This window comes from Fluviicola sp. (assembly GCF_039596355.1).
In the GTDB taxonomy this organism is placed as follows: Bacteria; Bacteroidota; Bacteroidia; order Flavobacteriales_D; family Crocinitomicaceae; genus Fluviicola.
The window spans coordinates 738,728-754,781 of the sequence record NZ_JBCNJW010000001.1 but is presented as its reverse complement, the minus strand read 5'-3'; the positions used below and the strand labels follow the sequence as shown (position 1 = coordinate 754,781).

The window sequence follows — 16,054 nt, the reverse complement described above, 5'->3', positions numbered from 1 at the left end:
CTTAGAACTTAGCACGGTATCTGCGTTTTCCGAATTTCATCGGTCCTCTTCCGGAAGCAGCTTTGTACGTAATGTTTCTGGTCACCATGATATTGACATACAGGTAAGCATCTTTTTGTTTGTGTCCACGCACACTCCCCGGGTTAAACGCCGAAGGATTGGAAGACGGATTGGACAAATACGCAGCCTGTGGCCCATAAGAAGCTGCGATAATTGCAGGATCGTAATACACCCCATGCACATCATCGATATAATCGGAGAATGTTTTCACATAGGTGGCTTCGATACCGATTCTCCACATGCGGTTAATTCCCATTCTTGCTCCGATTCCCAATGGAACAGTTGCTGTGATGCGGCTGTAATTTGCAGGACCTCCGGGTAATCCCTGGCCTTCCGTATGCATATCGCGCAATGTCACCCATCCGCCCTGGTAAAGTGCTTTCGGGTTATAGTACATTGCACCGATTCCTGCAATCAGGTATAATTGCTCGTTGTGGTCTGTAAACCCTCTCAGTCCCGGAATGTTGTAACGGCGTCCGATTTTTTCGTTTGCAAGTACAATGATTTCAAAACGCTGGCTCAGGTTCACAAAAAATGTACGAAAAGACAGGTTTCTCATGTTACGAACAGGATCAGCAGTCAATGCATCACTACCACGCAGCATTCCCATGTTCAAATAAGTGGATGTAGCATAATAAGGATGAAAGCGGTATCTGAATGAAACTGCTCCGCCAATATGAGTCGAATTAAAATCAAGGTCTTTCAAACTGTAATCCGTACCAATCTGGTTAGCTCCTCCCAAGTCTCCCAAGAAGTTAGTTGCGCCAAGACCGAAAGAAATTTCTTTCTTGTTCATCGCCCAGTTTCTCTGCGTATTAAAATTGGAAGTCTGTGCAAGAGAGACTGTTGAAACTATCGATAATAGAGTTAGAGTTATATGCTTCATTCTAATAATTTATGTTGGAGTTGTAGTATCCACATGCTAAATTACACTTTTTAGTTCACAGCCACCTAAATTTTTTGTTGCTTTTTTTTAAATAGACGGTGTTGATGAACAAGTGACTACTTTTAGCGAATTGTTTTTTAACAAATCAGGTGATTTTCAAGAAAAAAGCCCTCCGGAATCCGGAAGGCTCATTCATTTTAAGCGGCGTATCTTCCTAAGAAATACTCTCTTAACTTTTCCAATGCGCGGAAGGTTTTCACCTTTGCATTGTTTTCGGTGATCCCGATAGTTTCACCGATTTCCTTAAAGCTGAGTTGTTCAAAGAACCGCATTTCGATTAATTTCAATTGCTCTTCTTTCAGTTTTTGCATTGCAGCCAGCAATAAAGACTGGTTGTGCTCAAACTCCTGGGTGTCAAAAAACAGGGTGTCAAACGTTGGAATTTGCACGTGTTCCATCGGAACAGTTCTGTTTGATTGGGTTTCCCGGTAGGATTGGTACAATTCGCTTTTAGCTATTCGATACAGCCAGGAGCCGAATGGTACCCCGCGGTCTTCATACTTCGGTAAATTTTTCAGCGCCTTGATGAAAACCTGTGAAGCGATGTCGTGGGCTTGCTCCGGGTCATCAATACGCTGTTTCAAATAGCGAAGTATTGAGTCGTAATACTTGCGATACAAAGGTTCAAATCTTGCCGGATCTGCCTTTGCTTGCATCACCCATACTTGCTCCTCCTGGAGCAGTTCCGGTGACTGGTGGAAATAAGCATTAATTGCCATGGTATATTTGGATTTTGGGTTTGCATAATTTTTACATTGGGTATAACTAAAGTAACGCGATATTTTTCAGAATATTATCAGATACCTCTAAAAAGAAGGGTTCTTTTAACAGTTTTTCGACGAATTACACAATTAATCCTATCAATTAAGTAGATTTTTCAGGTGAGTTGATGGAAAAATCGGATGGTTTCGATCTTCTTCGAAGTCATTTTACAAATTTACAGTTTTATAATCCGACAGCTATGTAGAGATGTAAAAATCTCATTAACAAACACTTGAATCTGAATTAACACATCACATCAGCTCCAAACTTACTCGGCAAACGAGCGATCCGTAAGTGACCGGAGAAAAGATTCCAGTTGCCGCATTTCCGAATCCGTCAGGGAAAACGGCACAATAACTGGCGATTGATTGCGAAAACCAGCTCCTCCTTTGGCATAATGCGAAATCACCTGCCGCAGCGTTTTTAGACTGCCGTCATGCATATAGGGAGCTGTTAGTTCCACATTCCGAAGACCCGGAACTTTGAAAGCTCCCCGCTCCTGCTCTAGTCCGTTGATCCGGTAACGTCCCTGATCCAACCCATAATCCGTATACAGGCCATTGCTCACAACCGCATAATTCGTGAAATCAGGCCCCGAATGACATTTTGTACAATATAATTTTTCAGAGAACAGTTTCCAACCAGCCAGTTCATCGGCGGTCAATGCCTTTTTGTTCCCGGATCGATAGCGGTCGAAACGGCTGTTACGGCTGACAAGTGATCGCTCGTAGGAACTGATGGCACGCGTAATAACATACGCATCCAGTTCTCTTCCGAAAAGAGTCCGTGCCAGTTGCTGGTATTCTTTGTCTTTGGATAGTTTTTGCAGAATGGTTTTCATCGAACTTCCCATTTCCTGGTGGTCCTGCAATGGCACCAATACCTGCTCTTCCAGGGTTTTGACTTCCCCATCATACAGGTAACTCTTGAAATAGGCACTGTTCAGAATACCTGGAGCATTTCGCAGGGCAGTTCTGCCAAAAACGCCTTTACTTTTGGGTAATCCGTCGGTAAATGCTTTTTCAGGACGGTGACAGGAGGAGCATGAAATTTGGTTTCCGGCAGAAAGACGACGGTCAAAAAAGAGTTGCTTGCCAAAAGCTATTTTTGCATCGGTAAGCGGATTATCTTTTGGAAACGGAACGTTCTTCAACTCAGGCTTTAGTCCCGAATGAGACGAGCACTTCAACAACAGCACACTCGCTGCAGCCAGCAAAAAAACAAAACGCTTATCAATCATCATAGCTTCTGAAATTCAAGTTAAGATGATTTGAAGGAAAAAACTATTTTTTTCGGACAATGTACAGAATCTCTGTTTTAGCCAAACGGAAACGGTCGATTTCTTCCCGGGAGATCGGGTTCTTTTCAAAAGCAATTTCTACTTCAAAACCGGCTTTTCGCAACCAATCCGGGTAATCCATTCCAAACAAACGCACGTGGTCTTTTTGCCAGAAATGTTTTTCACGTTCTTCCGGAGAAGTAATGCTCCAATCCTCGTATGTTTCAGCGCGGTTAATATCCTGCGGAACCTGCATGATTCCCCAAGCCCCCGGAGCCATCACACGGTTCAGTTCTTTCATACACTGAAGCGCATCGTCTACGTGTTCCATCACATGGTTACAGAATACGATATCGAAACGATTGTCTTCCAGCGGAATCTGATGCAAATCAAAATGCATATCTGCAATCGGGGAAACGAGGTCAGCCGTCAGGTAATCCAGGTTCTTCTGGTTCTTAAATTTCTTATGAAAACACTGCTCCGGCGCAATGTGAAGCACCTTTAACTTATCTGCAGAAAAGAAATTGCTTTCTCTTTTCAGGTAGAGCCACATCAGGCGGTGACGCTCCAAAGTCAAATCGTATGGACAAAGCACATTTTCACGGTGTGATACTTCGGAACCATAAGACAGAAACTTTTTGAATTTTCTCTCACATACCGGGCATTCCACATTATTTCCCTTGTAAATCAGCGGAGCGAACAACTTAAAAACGTAGCTCAAACGGATCAAAAGCGGCCGCGGCAATTTATTCAAAAGAAACTTATAGACTTTTTTCATGGAAGCAAATTTAATAATCTCAGACATCTGAGCCACAATCTTTCGAGACTTCTTTTAAATTTGCAGTATGAAGAATTTTCTGCTATTGCTAACAATATCCCCATTTATTCCAGTTATCGTGAGTGCACAAAATACCTTAAATGTTCCTGTTGCTAAGGAAATCCCCACAACATTAATCAAACACAACCACGTTAGAAATGATCCGTATTTCTGGATGAACGAGCGCGATTCAAAGCCGGTTCTGGATTACATTGCGGCAGAAAACAATTATTCCAAAGCTTTTTTTGATGGCAGACACGTGTTGATTGAAAACTTCCTGAAAGAGTTTGAAAACCGCATCAACCCGGAAGAAACCAGTGCTCCGTTTGAAATCCAGGGTAAAACATACCAGTGGAGACAAATCAAAGACCAGGATTACCGCCAGCTGGTGCTCATTGAAAACGGAAAAGAAACAGTCTTCTTTGACGAAAATGCCGCTTCAAAAGGACATGAATACTATGGTTTGGGCGATCTTTCCGTTTCTCCGAACAACGAATTAACGGCTTTCTCCGAAGATAAAATCGGTCGCAGAAACTATATCATTTCTTTCCGGGAAAACAAATCCGGGAAAATTCTGAAAGAGCAAATCAAAAATACCGACGGAAGTATTGTCTGGGCCAACGACAACAAGACCATTTTCTATGTCAAGAAAGATCCGACAACACTGCGCGAGTTTCAAATTTACAAACACATACTGGGAACAAGCAGTTCAAAAGACGAATTGCTCTTTGAAGAAAAGGACGAACGTTTTTATGTATACCTGTCTAAAACTTTCGACAAAAAATACGTCCTGTTTCACAGCGTGAGCAGTACCACTTCGGAAACCTGGCTGATTCCGGCCGATAAACCTGCTGAAAAAGCAAGTTGTTTTCTGAAACGTGAAAAAGATCATCTATACGACATCAGTCACCACGACAACGGATTCTATATCCTGAGCAACAAGCAAAGTCCGAACAGGAAACTGGTTTTCTCGGAAAACATCCCCGCTTCGATTGAAGCCTGTAAAACACTGATTGCCCATGATCCGGAAGTATATCTCGAAGAAATGATTGCTTTCAAAGACTTCATTGCGGTTCAGTCACGTAAAAACGGAAAGACAGAAATTGCGATCGGAAGCCTGGATGCAACCGGGTTTTCCAGTATTTCCATGCCGGAAGAAGTGTACGAACTGGGATTCAGCTTCATGGACGATTATGAAGCTAAAACGGTCAACTACCAGTATACTTCCTTCACCAATCCAAGCTCGATTTACAAATATTCCGTAGACAGCAAATCTTCGGTACTGTTTTTCCAGAAAAGGCTGATCGATCCGAATTTCAGCCCGGATAATTATGTTTCCAAGCGCGTTTGGGCTACTGCCAACGACGGACAGAAAATCCCGGTTTCACTGGTTTACAGAAAAGGAATCGACCTGAGTAAAGCTCCGATGCTGCTCTACGGTTACGGAAGTTACGGAATTACCATCCCGACTACTTTTTCGGCTACACGTCTGAGCTTACTGGATCGCGGTTTTGTTTATGCCATTGCGCACATCCGTGGAGGAAAATTCCTCGGTGAAGACTGGTATCAAAACGGAAAACTGAATCACAAACGAAATACGTTCACAGATTTTATCAATGCGGCCGAATGGCTAACCATGCAGGGATATTGCGATCCAAATGCGATTTACGCCCAGGGAGGGAGTGCCGGTGGTTTGCTAATGGGTGCTGTGACCAACATGGCTCCTCACCTGTTCAAGGGAGTCATTGCACAGGTTCCGTTTGTGGATGTTGTTTCGACTATGCTTGACGAAAGCATTCCGCTCACAGTGGGGGAATACGAAGAATGGGGAAATCCGAATGTGGAAGAAGATTATTGGTATATGCTCAGTTATTCGCCTTATGATCATATCCGCAAACTCGATTACCCGGCAATGTTGATCACCACAGGATATCACGATTCACAGGTACAGTACTGGGAACCATTGAAATGGGTTGCAAAATTGCGTAAGAACCAAACCGGGGATTCCCCGATTTTATTTGATTGTACCATGAGCGCCGGTCATGGAGGAGGCTCAGGAAGAAGCACCGAACGTTTAGAAGTTGCAAAAGAATTTGCATTTTTGTGCTACATTCAGGGTATTAATGAGTAGTAGGATCCGCATTCTTTTTCTGTTCCTTAGTTTGTTTTCCTGTTCCGTTTACGGTCAGGTTGCAGACTCATTGCTTCCATATCAAAAATACGGTTCCCGCTTGGTTTTGTATTCCGATTTTGGGTGGAGTACCGCTCCGATGTCTATCGGATATCCGTTTCCGCAGGGAATGAAGCGCGTCAAATACCGCAACAATTTCAACCCTGTCTTAGGTTTCGGTTTTTCATATAAGTGGATGTCGCTGCGATTTGGTATCACACTTCCCAATTCCGTGCGTTCCAAAAACAAGTACGGAAAAACAAAATACTACGATCTCGGTTTCGATTTCAGTTTCAAAAACATGTATTTTGATGTGGACTGGCACTTGTATGAAGGTTATGCCATGCGGGATGCTTACCGCTGGAACGATACGATTACCAAGGCAGAACCGAATCTCATCCGGGAAGATATTAACGCGAGCAGTTTTTCGATCAACGCGTGGCAATTCTGGAAAGAAGAATTCAAAATGGCCGCATTTCGGGGAAAAACAGCATCCTACCACCGGGATATCCGGACGTTCTATTTGAAGTATACGACCAATTACCACGGAATTTCATCAAACCAGCCGCTGTTACCAAAAGAATTACAAGATTCTACGGAGAGTAAAACATCGTCTTCTGTGATTGCGGCCTTTGATGTAGGAGTTGTGCCCGGTTACGCTTATGTGCGGAGATGGCGGATATTCCAGTTCGGGATTATGGGCGGCGTCGGAATTGTACTACAATCCAAATTGTACACGTTTGACGAAACGACCCGGAGTTTCCTCGGACTTGCGCCACGGGTCGATATTAAAGTAATCGGTGGAATCAACCGCCCGAAATACTTCATCATGTTTGTGAGTGATTTCGATAACAAATCGATTGCCTTCAATGATTTTAATTACCGGCAAACCTATTATTACCTGAAGCTCGTAGGAGGAGTTCGCTTAAACGTGACCAAAAAGAAGGAAGCACGCGAAGCAGCTGAGAAAAAAGCGCGTGAGGAAGAAGAGAAAAATAAAAAGTAACTGGAATTAATTACGAATTACGAATTACGAATTACGAATTACGAATTACGAATTACGAATTACTTCATTAAAAACATTCGGAATTCGGAACTAAAAATTTGGATTTATTAATGAGTCACCAGCGACGAAACCGGAACTTTCCAGGAACGTTTCCACTCCCCTACGTTCATCACCATGTTGTTGTACACCAATGAATCCGGGCTTAATTGATCCAATTCCGAAAAAGAAACAAAATACGGTTCTTCCGCCTCCACCAGCATTTTCAACCGGTTAAAGAAGGAAATTCCCAATTCTTTTTCCAGGTGCTTGATAAAGCGAACCGAACTGTCGATCGAACATCCGGAAGCATTTGCCTGATCTTCATGAACGGCAAGTACCAGGTGGTAATCTCCCAAAACAGCACCGTATGCATTCAGTTTTGCACCGTGCGCGGCCCACTCCTGCAGGAAATCAGGAAGCACTTCTTCCACCCATGCTTTTTCGGTTGCCGTTAGTTTTCGATCCGACTGGTAGCTCCACAAACGGGCTTCATCAGGAAGATTTTCAAAAGGAATCATGACTATAATTCTGCTGCGTTGGCAATTAATTCTGCGACATCCAATACCTGGATTTCGCTTTCTTTATTGAAGTTTTTCACTCCGTCGGTCATCATGGTATTACAGAAAGGACAACCCGTTGCAATGATCGAAGCTTGTGTTTCCAAAGCATCTTCGGTACGTTCTACATTGACTTCTTTGTTTCCTTTCTCAGCTTCTTTAAACATCTGAGCGCCTCCTGCACCACAACACAATCCGGTTGTTTTGCAACGTTTCATCTCCACGAGTTCAGCATCGAGTTTTTCGATCAGGGCACGCGGAGCCTCATATACATCGTTTGCTCTTCCGAGGTAGCACGGATCGTGGAACGTAATTTTCTTTCCTTTGAACACACCGCCGTCTTTCAATGACAGTTTCCCGGAATTAATCAATTCCTGGATCAGTTGTGTATGGTGCACGACTTCATATGTTCCGCCCAACTCCGGGTATTCGTTTTTCAGGGTATTGAAACAATGCGGGCAAGCAGTTACGATCTTTTTCACTTCGTAACCATCCAACACCTGGATGTTCATCATGGCCTGCATTTGGAACGTGAATTCATTTCCGGCGCGCTTGGCAGGATCTCCGGTACATGATTCTTCCGCACCCAAAACGGCAAAGTTGACCTTGCATTCGTTCAAAATCCGAACCAATGCTTTGGTAATTTTCTTTGCCCTGTCATCAAAACTACCCGAACAACCAACCCAAAACAAGATATCCGGGGTTTGTCCCTGCGCCATCATTTCGGCCATTGTTGGTACGTGTATCGTGCTCATAATTTATTTTTCAAAAACTTGAATATTCGCCTGAACTTCAATCAAATTAGTAAACTTTCCTTCAAACCGCGTTGCGCGAACGATGTGGTTGTCAATCCAGTGGTAATTTCCACCGCGGGGTTTGCCCATCATCATTCCGTGGTATTTGAAACCGTGTTTTTGCAGCCATTTCTCAGTCACTTCCCGGTGTTCTTCCAGCCTGGAGGTGAAAAAGGTAATGATATGTCCTTCGTCATACCACTGATTCACCGTTTGAAGTGCATCCGGGTAAACGGCTGCAAATTCCATCCGCTCCGGTTCTTCATTCGGGATATCATCACAAATAGTCCCGTCGATATCAATCAGGTAATTCTTGATATGTTCCGGTAAAACGGGAGAAACATGTACTCCGTTTTCTACTTTTTCAATGAACTGCTTTTCTTCTTTCTTTTTTTTCATGTTTATCGAATTACAACGTTAGTCCTCGTGAATCCAATTTCCCCGATCTGCCTGAGAAAATTGCCAAGGGGCTCCGTTGTTTTCGATATTTGTTAGCATTCCTGTTAATTCTACAGGCACCTTGGATTCTTCCATCACCAGGTATCTTCTCAAATCAACAATAATAGATAAAGGGTCAATATTTACCGGGCATTCCTGAACACATGCGTTGCAGGATGTACATGCCCAAACTTCTTCCTCGGAAATGTAATCACCCAGGAGTGATTTTCCGTCTTCGAAGTCTTTTCCGTTCTTTCTGCGCGCTTCACCCAATTCAACCATTCGGTCGCGGGTGTCCATCATGATTTTACGCGGAGACAATTTTTTGCCGGTAATGTTTGCCGGACAGGAAGACGTACAGCGTCCACACTCGGTACAGGTATACGCGTCCATCAGGTTTTTCCAGGTCAAATCTGTTACATCTTTTGCTCCGAATCGCTGTGGAGCACCTTCTGCAGGAGCTGCCGCAAACGGGTCTGCATTCGGGTCGAGCATCAGTTTTACCTCATTGGTAACGGATTCCATGTTCGTAAACTTTCCTTTTTTCTCCAGGTTGGAGTAATAGGTATTCGGGAAAGCCAACAAAATGTGGAAGTGCTTGGAATACGGCAGGTAGTTCAGGAAAGCCAGTACCATTAACCAGTGTCCCCACCACCCGATTCGCTCCAGGATGTGTAACGTTTCTACACTGAAACCACCAAATAGATGTGGTCCGACCCAAGATGAAATAGCAAATCCGAAGGATCCTGCTTCGTGTGATGCGTGCGATGCACCTTTCAGGTATAAAGCTTCATCTGCTCCGTTCATGGTAAAAATGCAGGTTACCAGCAATAATTCCATACACAGGATCATGTTTGCATCAAAGGTCGGGAAACCTTTCATTTCCGGTTTTTGGAAACGAGCCAGTTTCAGGATATTTCTGCGGGAAAGGAACCCGATAGTCGCGATCAATGCCGCAACAGACAGGATTTCAATAATCGAAATCACAAACGTGTAGAAACCTCCCAAAGACGACATGAAAATGCGGTGAGAACCTGTAATTCCGTCGGTGATGATCTCGATCAGTTCGACCTGCGTAATGACAAAAGCCACATAAATTCCAAGGTGAAGCAAAGCCGGAATCGGTCTTGCAAACATTTTTTTCTGTCCCAGAGCTACCAGCGCCATTGTTTTCCAACGCTCTTTCGGTTTGTCATTCCGGTTTAACTCTCTTCCCAGTAAAATATTGGAACGAATTTTTAGAATGTTCACAGTGAACCATCCAAATCCTCCGATAAGTAATACACTGAAAATAATTGAAGCAATCATACCTATTTTATTAATCCGGGATTGAGTCTAACAAGTTACGTAATTTTTTCTCATCACTGTTCGTAATCGGAACTCCTTTTGTTTTCGCTCCGAATACTGAGAAGTGAATGTATCTTTCCGGGTGTTTCTCCAGGTCTTCTACCAAATTCTGAAGACTCTTGTTGGTTTGCACCAGTTCGTTGTATAGTTTTTCGTCCTTCAGCAGTTTCCCGAGTGTCCCGTTACCGGACTCAATCGCCGCAAAGGTAGCATTCAATTTCTCAATTGTAGCATTCGCATTCGTGATTACTTTCTTGAAGTCTGCCGTTACCAGATCATCTGAAATCTTCTCGAAGTTACCTACCATCCTGGTAATCTTGTCATTCGAAGCCTTCAGGTTCCCGGTAATGGATTCAATATTGCTCATGATCCGACCCAGTTTCACTTTTTCAGTTGCCACCAGTCCTTCTACATCGTCTGCAATATTTCCGAATTTCTTGAATGCATATTTCAATTCTTCGAGGGAAGTTTTAATTTCTGAAGTCGCCGTCGTGTCCCAGAAACCTTTCAACGAACTGATTGTTTTATCTACGTTCACCACCAAAGCGGAAACTTTCTGCAAGACCGGGTTGGCATACGATTTCAGCTGACCGAACATGTCAAGCTGTACATTTCCCTGGATGTGGTCTTTTTCCGTGTAGTATCCTTTGGAAAGGTCTTCCCCGATGAAAAGCAGCAAACCTTTGTTCAACAAATCCACTGATCCGGTTTCAAGTCTTGAAGTTTTCGGGATTTTCAGGTCACTTTCCTGGATAGTGAATACCATTTTCACTTTGGAAAGGGAATCACCCTGCGGATTATAATCCACGGAAATCACTTTCCCCACTACTACTCCATTTACATAAACAGAAGTAGAAGCACCTAAACCTCCGGCATTGGGAAAATACGCTGTGTATTTATCATCCCCGCCAAAAAATGAGTAGCCTTTCAAAAAATTAACGCCCGCAACAAGCAAACCAATCGCCGCAATAGCAATGAGGCCTGCTTTTATTTCTTTTTTGATCTTCAAAACTTTTATTTTTCTGCTAATTTAATAGCTTTTTCCAAACTAATACGCTCTCCATTTTGAAAAGCTACAACAAAAGCATTGGGAAAATCTTTCTGTCGTAATTCGTTTTTGTAATTGTTGGCAGCAGTAAAATCATTGACGAATTCCCCTACCGTATATTTAAAGAGTCGATCCTGCTGATATTCATAGACCTCATGCCGTTTGAAACGCGTCGAAGTCGGTGAAATTTTCGTTTCGGAAGTCTCTACCTGGATTCGGAAAACGATTTTATCTTTCAAATCCGTTTTTTCTACCGGTGTGTTTGTTGTGCCCGGATTATTTGTTGTTATCGGTTCCTGAGTTCCGCGGGTTTTATAATCCACACCTTCCAATCCGGCCTTGTATTTTTCAAAGGCCACAAACATCGCTCCGGCCATTTTTTTCTGCCCGGTAGTATCTGCCAGGAATTTTTCTTCTTCTTTATTGGTCAGGAATCCCGTTTCGATCAGCACGCTCGGCATGGTTGTTTTGTACAATACCAGGAATCCGGCTTGCTTCACTCCGCGGTCGTATCTCCCGATCGCTTTGAACTCACTTTGTAATTTATCTGCAAAAATGATCGACTGATCCAGGAACACGGAAAGTTGCAGCTGGCGTGCAATAATTGCATCCGGCGACATATCAAAGTCCTTGTATTTTTCTCCTTTATCTGCTTCCAGGTAGATGGTGCTGTTTTCACGATCTGCAATTTTTGCCTGTGCTTCGGTTTTGTGAAGCCCTAGTACATAGGTTTCCGTTCCATAAGCGGTTGGAGAAGCAGAATTGGCATGAATGCAGATAAATAAGTCGGCATTGGCTTTATTGGCGATCTTTGCCCGGTCGTCCAATTCCACAAAAACATCTTTGTCGCGGGTAAACACCACTTTGATTTCCGGGTAAGCTTCCTTGATTTTCTTTCCCAATTCAAGTGCCATTGCCAGACACACGTGCTTTTCGTGCGCAGATGAACCGTGACACCCCGGATCTTTCCCACCGTGACCTGCATCAATCACAACGGTTCGAATGGTTCCTGTTTGTTTCTTCGGGGCAACGGATTGACGGGTTTGAAAACCAAAAAGCATCACAAACGGGACAGCCATTGCTACCCACCTCACCCATTTTAATGCATTTTCCAATCGTTTCATGTTACGATATATCGATTCCAATCTAAAATTACTCCGGTTTTACTTGCAATCTTCAGACCAAAGCTGAAACTTATCTATACCAGAATGTTGAAAAACATACAAATTCAGTAAAACCGGGATTTCTTGCACGACTTTTGCATGGAGGTTCTTTTTTAACTGAAATCAGCAATGATCGTTTTACTTTTTGGACACTTTGAACCTGTTTACTGACTTCCAAAAAATCAAATCACCACCATTATTGCACAAAACAGAAGTATATGAACAACAAGTTGCGGACAATTGGGTTTATAGAATGAATCAAAACAATGGTAATTTCGTAGCTTTGCATCCGTTAATACGTGAATTGAAAACAAGAAGGAACGCTTTTATGGATTTTCCTGTGGCAATCAGAACGCTGTTCTTTTTGCTGTTTGTTGCTTTCCCTGGATTAGCAAGTGCTTATTCGCAACCGGATACAATCCCGAAAGTCGTTCCCGATTCACTTCCGGATTCGACCAAAACGCGTAAAATTTATATCAATCAAACGGATTTCAATTCCATTATTACCTACTCTTCCCGGGATTCCATTTATTCCGATCTGAGAAAAAAACAGGTGCATTTGTTCGGTGATGCGAAACTGAACTACGAAGGAGTAGACATGGCAGCTGATTACCTGCTGATCGATCTGAAGAAAAATGAAGTGCTGGCAAGCTACACATTCGACTCATTGGGAAGACGCGTCGGTATGCCGCTCTTTATTGATAATGCAGATACCCTGAGAGCAGCATCAATCCGCTACAACTTCGAAACCAAAAAAGGATATATCCAGGAAGCAGCCATCAAACAGGATGAATACTACCTGAGTATGGAAACGGCTAAAAAACAGCCCAATGAAGAGGTGCATTTTGTACATGGAAAATTCACGACCTGCAGCCTCGAAGAACCGCATTATCATTTTGCCCTTTCCAAAGCAGTAATGGTTCCGGACAAACGCATTGTTTCCGGGCCGATCAACTTATGGATTATGGGCGTTCCGACCCCACTCGGGCTTCCCTTTGCCATGATTCCGCTGCAGAAGCAGAAAGAACGGAAAAGCGGGTTCATCATGCCGCAGTATTCGGTTGTTTCGGCATACGGGATGGGACTCCAGGATTTGGGGTACTACTTTCCTGTTTCGGATCGTTTTCAAACGATTGCATATGTCACGGGGTTCTCCCGTGGAAGTTTCGGTTTCCGGAATTACTCGGAATATTCGACCAAGTACAAATACAACGGAAACTTCAACGTGGCTTATACGCGTTTCCGCTATGGTTTCCCGGATTCAACGGTTTTCGGAACCACCAGTGTCAACTGGGTACACAACCAGGATCCGAAATTGAATCCGAACTGGTCTTTTTCAGCCAATGTGAACTTCAACTCGAATTCGACGAACAAGCAAACACTGAATACGGTTAATAATCCACAGTATTTCAACAATACCCTCAACTCGGATATCCGTCTCGGAAAACGTTTCGGTTCACTGCCGATCTCTGCCGACCTGAAACTGAGCATGAGACAAAACTCCACGACCAAAACAATCGACCTGACTTCCCCGGTTTTCAACTTCCAGACCACGAACCGGATTTTCCCGTTCAAAAAGGTCAATAAAGTAGTTGGTTTCAGCTATTCGAATGAAATTCAAAACCGCTCAAGCTTCCGGGATCGCTACCTGAAAAACGGAAATTTTGACAGTATCGGGCACAATTTCAGAAACGGATTTACGCAAAACGTCAATGTACAAGCCACTTTCAGTATTCTGAAGAATACGATCCGTATCACTCCTTCCGCGACCTACAAACAGATTTACAATTTCCAGTCGATTCGCAAAATGATGGATTCGAGCCACCTCGTTCAGGTTGATACGATCGGGCAAGGCGGTTTCAGCCATTCCTTTACTTCCAGCGTGTCTTTGACCTCGAACCTGTATTCGTATTACCGTTTCGTCGGGAAACGCAAAACGTTGCTTCGTCACGTGATGACCCCGACCGTTTCCTTCAACTATACGCCGTCCATTCAGCAGGGCATTGCAGAATACCGTGACTCGGTACTGAACAAAGACATCCGGTACAGCATTTATGAACGAAGTTTGTATTCGGAATACCTTACGAAATCATCCGGACGAATTGTTTTCGGGGTGAACAACACCTTTGAACTCAAACAAAAAAGTGAGAAAGACACCGTTACCGGATTTAAGAAAACGCGTTTGATCGATAACTTTTTCCTGAGCACAGACTACGATATTTTCAAGGATTCGATGAACTGGGGCGATCTGAACATGCGCATGGTGATCAACCCGAATGAATTCATCAACCTGACGATTATGGCAAATCACAGTTGGTATGGCTGGGACACCACCACCGGGCGCATCAAAAAAGAATACGCTTTCCGCACCCATCAGGGAATCGGACGGATCACCATAGCTTCTTTTGCCACCAGCCTCGTCCTCACCACCAAGAAAAGCCGGGAACGCCTGCAGAGTATTTCGAACAAAATGTCGAATACCTGGAATCCGCAGTACCAGCAATGGATTCTCAACCCGAACCAAATGGTTTACTTCGAGATTCCGTGGAAATTGACCATTGATCACATTTTCTCACTCAACCTGAATTCGGATACGGCTACTTTCCGGAATAAACGCTACCTCCCTACGAATACCGTGACGGTGAGCGGTGACGTGAGTATTACTCCCAACTGGAAAATCGGCGCACGCATGATGTATGATATCGACAACCGCGCTATCAGTAACTTCAATATCAATTTATACCGGAATATCCACTGCTGGAACGTGACATTTAACTGGACACCAATCGGAACAAACAAGAATTTCACTATCGGACTTCGCGGAAACGCTTCCATGTTGCAAAATGCAAACGTCAATATTCGTAAACCACCTATTGTACTCAACTAATTATTTAAAATTCGGGCGATTTTCGGCGCAACATGAAAAAATGTTTGTATTTTAACCTCCATAGGGAATAAGCATTCAGGCTATTTACATCAAAAACAAACTGCGTTGATTCCATTAAAAATAAGCAAACAGCCAAGTCCTCAAAGGGGAGACTTACTGCTTTCGGAGCCTTTTCTGATTGACAGCAACTTCTCGCGCGTCGTGATTCTTCTCTGTGAACACAATGACGAAGGAAGTTTCGGCCTGATTCTGAACAACACCCTTGAAATTGAGATCAACGAATTGGTGACAGATTTCCCGGAAGCAAAAATCCCGGTCGGATTCGGTGGCCCTGTGGAACGAAACCAATTGTTCTATGTACACCGCGATGCTTCAGTCAGCGGATCTGCAATTATTTCTGCCGGACTCTACCTGGGCGGCAATTACACGGAAATCAAACGCATGATCTCTGAAAACGAAATGACACCTGAAAACCTCCGTTTCTTCATCGGCTATACAGGCTGGAGCAAAGGACAGCTACAGTCAGAAATTGATGAACTGAGCTGGGTGGTGATGAAAAATCCGGAAAACTTCTCCGTTTTCAGTGCAGTGGACGATGACCTGTGGCGCGACCTGATTTCCCAACTGGGTGGAAAATACAAACTCATGGCAGATTATCCGCTGAATCCGGCAGACAACTAGGCAGAAAAAGCGTATCTTTGGAACAAGTCCAACGTATTCAAAAAAGTTTAAAGGGTTCAA

The 16,054-nt window shown here is 43.6% G+C and carries 14 protein-coding genes; 4 read left to right on the top strand and 10 right to left on the bottom strand.

Annotation, left to right across the window (positions count from 1 at the left end; genetic code table 11):
* Window position 1: 1 nt before the first annotated feature.
* The 4 genes from ABDV94_RS03040 to ABDV94_RS03025 all read right to left on the bottom strand — a co-directional run bounded on the left by ABDV94_RS03040 (window position 2) and on the right by ABDV94_RS03025 (window position 3,825).
* A complete protein-coding gene (locus ABDV94_RS03040) occupies window positions 2-856 on the bottom strand; it encodes a hypothetical protein (protein ID WP_343604653.1) in 855 nt (284 codons plus the stop codon).
* A gap of 287 nt (window positions 857-1,143) precedes the next feature.
* The gene (locus ABDV94_RS03035) at window positions 1,144-1,725 is read right to left on the bottom strand and encodes a sigma-70 family RNA polymerase sigma factor (RefSeq protein ID WP_343604652.1); all 582 of its coding nucleotides are present in this window, start codon (window positions 1,723-1,725) and stop codon (window positions 1,144-1,146) included.
* 311 nt (window positions 1,726-2,036) lie between these two features.
* Complete coding sequence (locus ABDV94_RS03030) at window positions 2,037-3,011, bottom strand: cytochrome c peroxidase (protein WP_343604651.1); 975 nt, start codon at window positions 3,009-3,011, stop codon at window positions 2,037-2,039.
* A gap of 40 nt (window positions 3,012-3,051) precedes the next feature.
* Window positions 3,052-3,825 (bottom strand): methyltransferase domain-containing protein, encoded by a 774-nt coding sequence (locus tag ABDV94_RS03025; protein ID WP_343604649.1) that lies wholly within the window; start codon window positions 3,823-3,825, stop codon window positions 3,052-3,054.
* Window positions 3,826-3,943: 118 nt separating this feature from the next.
* Between ABDV94_RS03025 and ABDV94_RS03020 the strand changes: the two genes are divergently transcribed.
* Both ABDV94_RS03020 and ABDV94_RS03015 read left to right on the top strand, forming a co-directional pair.
* Window positions 3,944-5,995 (top strand): S9 family peptidase, encoded by a 2,052-nt coding sequence (locus tag ABDV94_RS03020; protein WP_343604648.1) that lies wholly within the window; start codon window positions 3,944-3,946, stop codon window positions 5,993-5,995.
* Entirely contained in the window at window positions 5,988-7,040 is a 1,053-nt protein-coding gene (locus tag ABDV94_RS03015) for a DUF4421 family protein (protein ID WP_343604647.1), read from the top strand. The genes ABDV94_RS03020 and ABDV94_RS03015 overlap by 8 nt, the downstream gene beginning before the upstream one ends.
* Before the next feature lie 107 nt (window positions 7,041-7,147).
* On the opposite strand, the gene ABDV94_RS03010 is transcribed toward ABDV94_RS03015, so the two are convergent.
* The 6 genes from ABDV94_RS03010 to ABDV94_RS02985 are packed head-to-tail and all read right to left on the bottom strand — an operon-like array spanning window position 7,148 to window position 12,387.
* Window positions 7,148-7,597: a hypothetical protein gene (locus ABDV94_RS03010; RefSeq protein ID WP_343604646.1), complete on the bottom strand. Its 450-nt coding sequence runs from the start codon at window positions 7,595-7,597 to the stop codon at window positions 7,148-7,150.
* Between the two features lie 2 nt (window positions 7,598-7,599).
* Window positions 7,600-8,394: a (Fe-S)-binding protein gene (locus ABDV94_RS03005; RefSeq protein WP_343605347.1), complete on the bottom strand. Its 795-nt coding sequence runs from the start codon at window positions 8,392-8,394 to the stop codon at window positions 7,600-7,602.
* On the bottom strand, window positions 8,395-8,829 hold the full coding sequence (locus ABDV94_RS03000; protein WP_343604644.1) for a phosphoheptose isomerase: 435 nt from the start codon (window positions 8,827-8,829) through the stop codon (window positions 8,395-8,397).
* A gap of 18 nt (window positions 8,830-8,847) precedes the next feature.
* A complete protein-coding gene (locus tag ABDV94_RS02995) occupies window positions 8,848-10,176 on the bottom strand; it encodes a (Fe-S)-binding protein (RefSeq protein WP_343604642.1) in 1,329 nt (442 codons plus the stop codon).
* A 10-nt stretch (window positions 10,177-10,186) separates the two neighbouring features.
* The gene (locus ABDV94_RS02990) at window positions 10,187-11,224 is read right to left on the bottom strand and encodes an MlaD family protein (RefSeq protein ID WP_343604640.1); all 1,038 of its coding nucleotides are present in this window, start codon (window positions 11,222-11,224) and stop codon (window positions 10,187-10,189) included.
* Between the two features lie 5 nt (window positions 11,225-11,229).
* Window positions 11,230-12,387: an N-acetylmuramoyl-L-alanine amidase gene (locus tag ABDV94_RS02985; protein ID WP_343604638.1), complete on the bottom strand. Its 1,158-nt coding sequence runs from the start codon at window positions 12,385-12,387 to the stop codon at window positions 11,230-11,232.
* Window positions 12,388-12,754: 367 nt separating this feature from the next.
* On the opposite strand from ABDV94_RS02985, the gene ABDV94_RS02980 reads away from it, so the two are divergent.
* Both ABDV94_RS02980 and ABDV94_RS02975 read left to right on the top strand, forming a co-directional pair.
* Window positions 12,755-15,313: a putative LPS assembly protein LptD gene (locus tag ABDV94_RS02980; RefSeq protein ID WP_343604636.1), complete on the top strand. Its 2,559-nt coding sequence runs from the start codon at window positions 12,755-12,757 to the stop codon at window positions 15,311-15,313.
* Window positions 15,314-15,418: 105 nt separating this feature from the next.
* The gene (locus ABDV94_RS02975; protein ID WP_343604634.1) at window positions 15,419-15,994 is read left to right on the top strand and encodes a YqgE/AlgH family protein; all 576 of its coding nucleotides are present in this window, start codon (window positions 15,419-15,421) and stop codon (window positions 15,992-15,994) included.
* Window positions 15,995-16,054 lie beyond the last annotated feature (60 nt).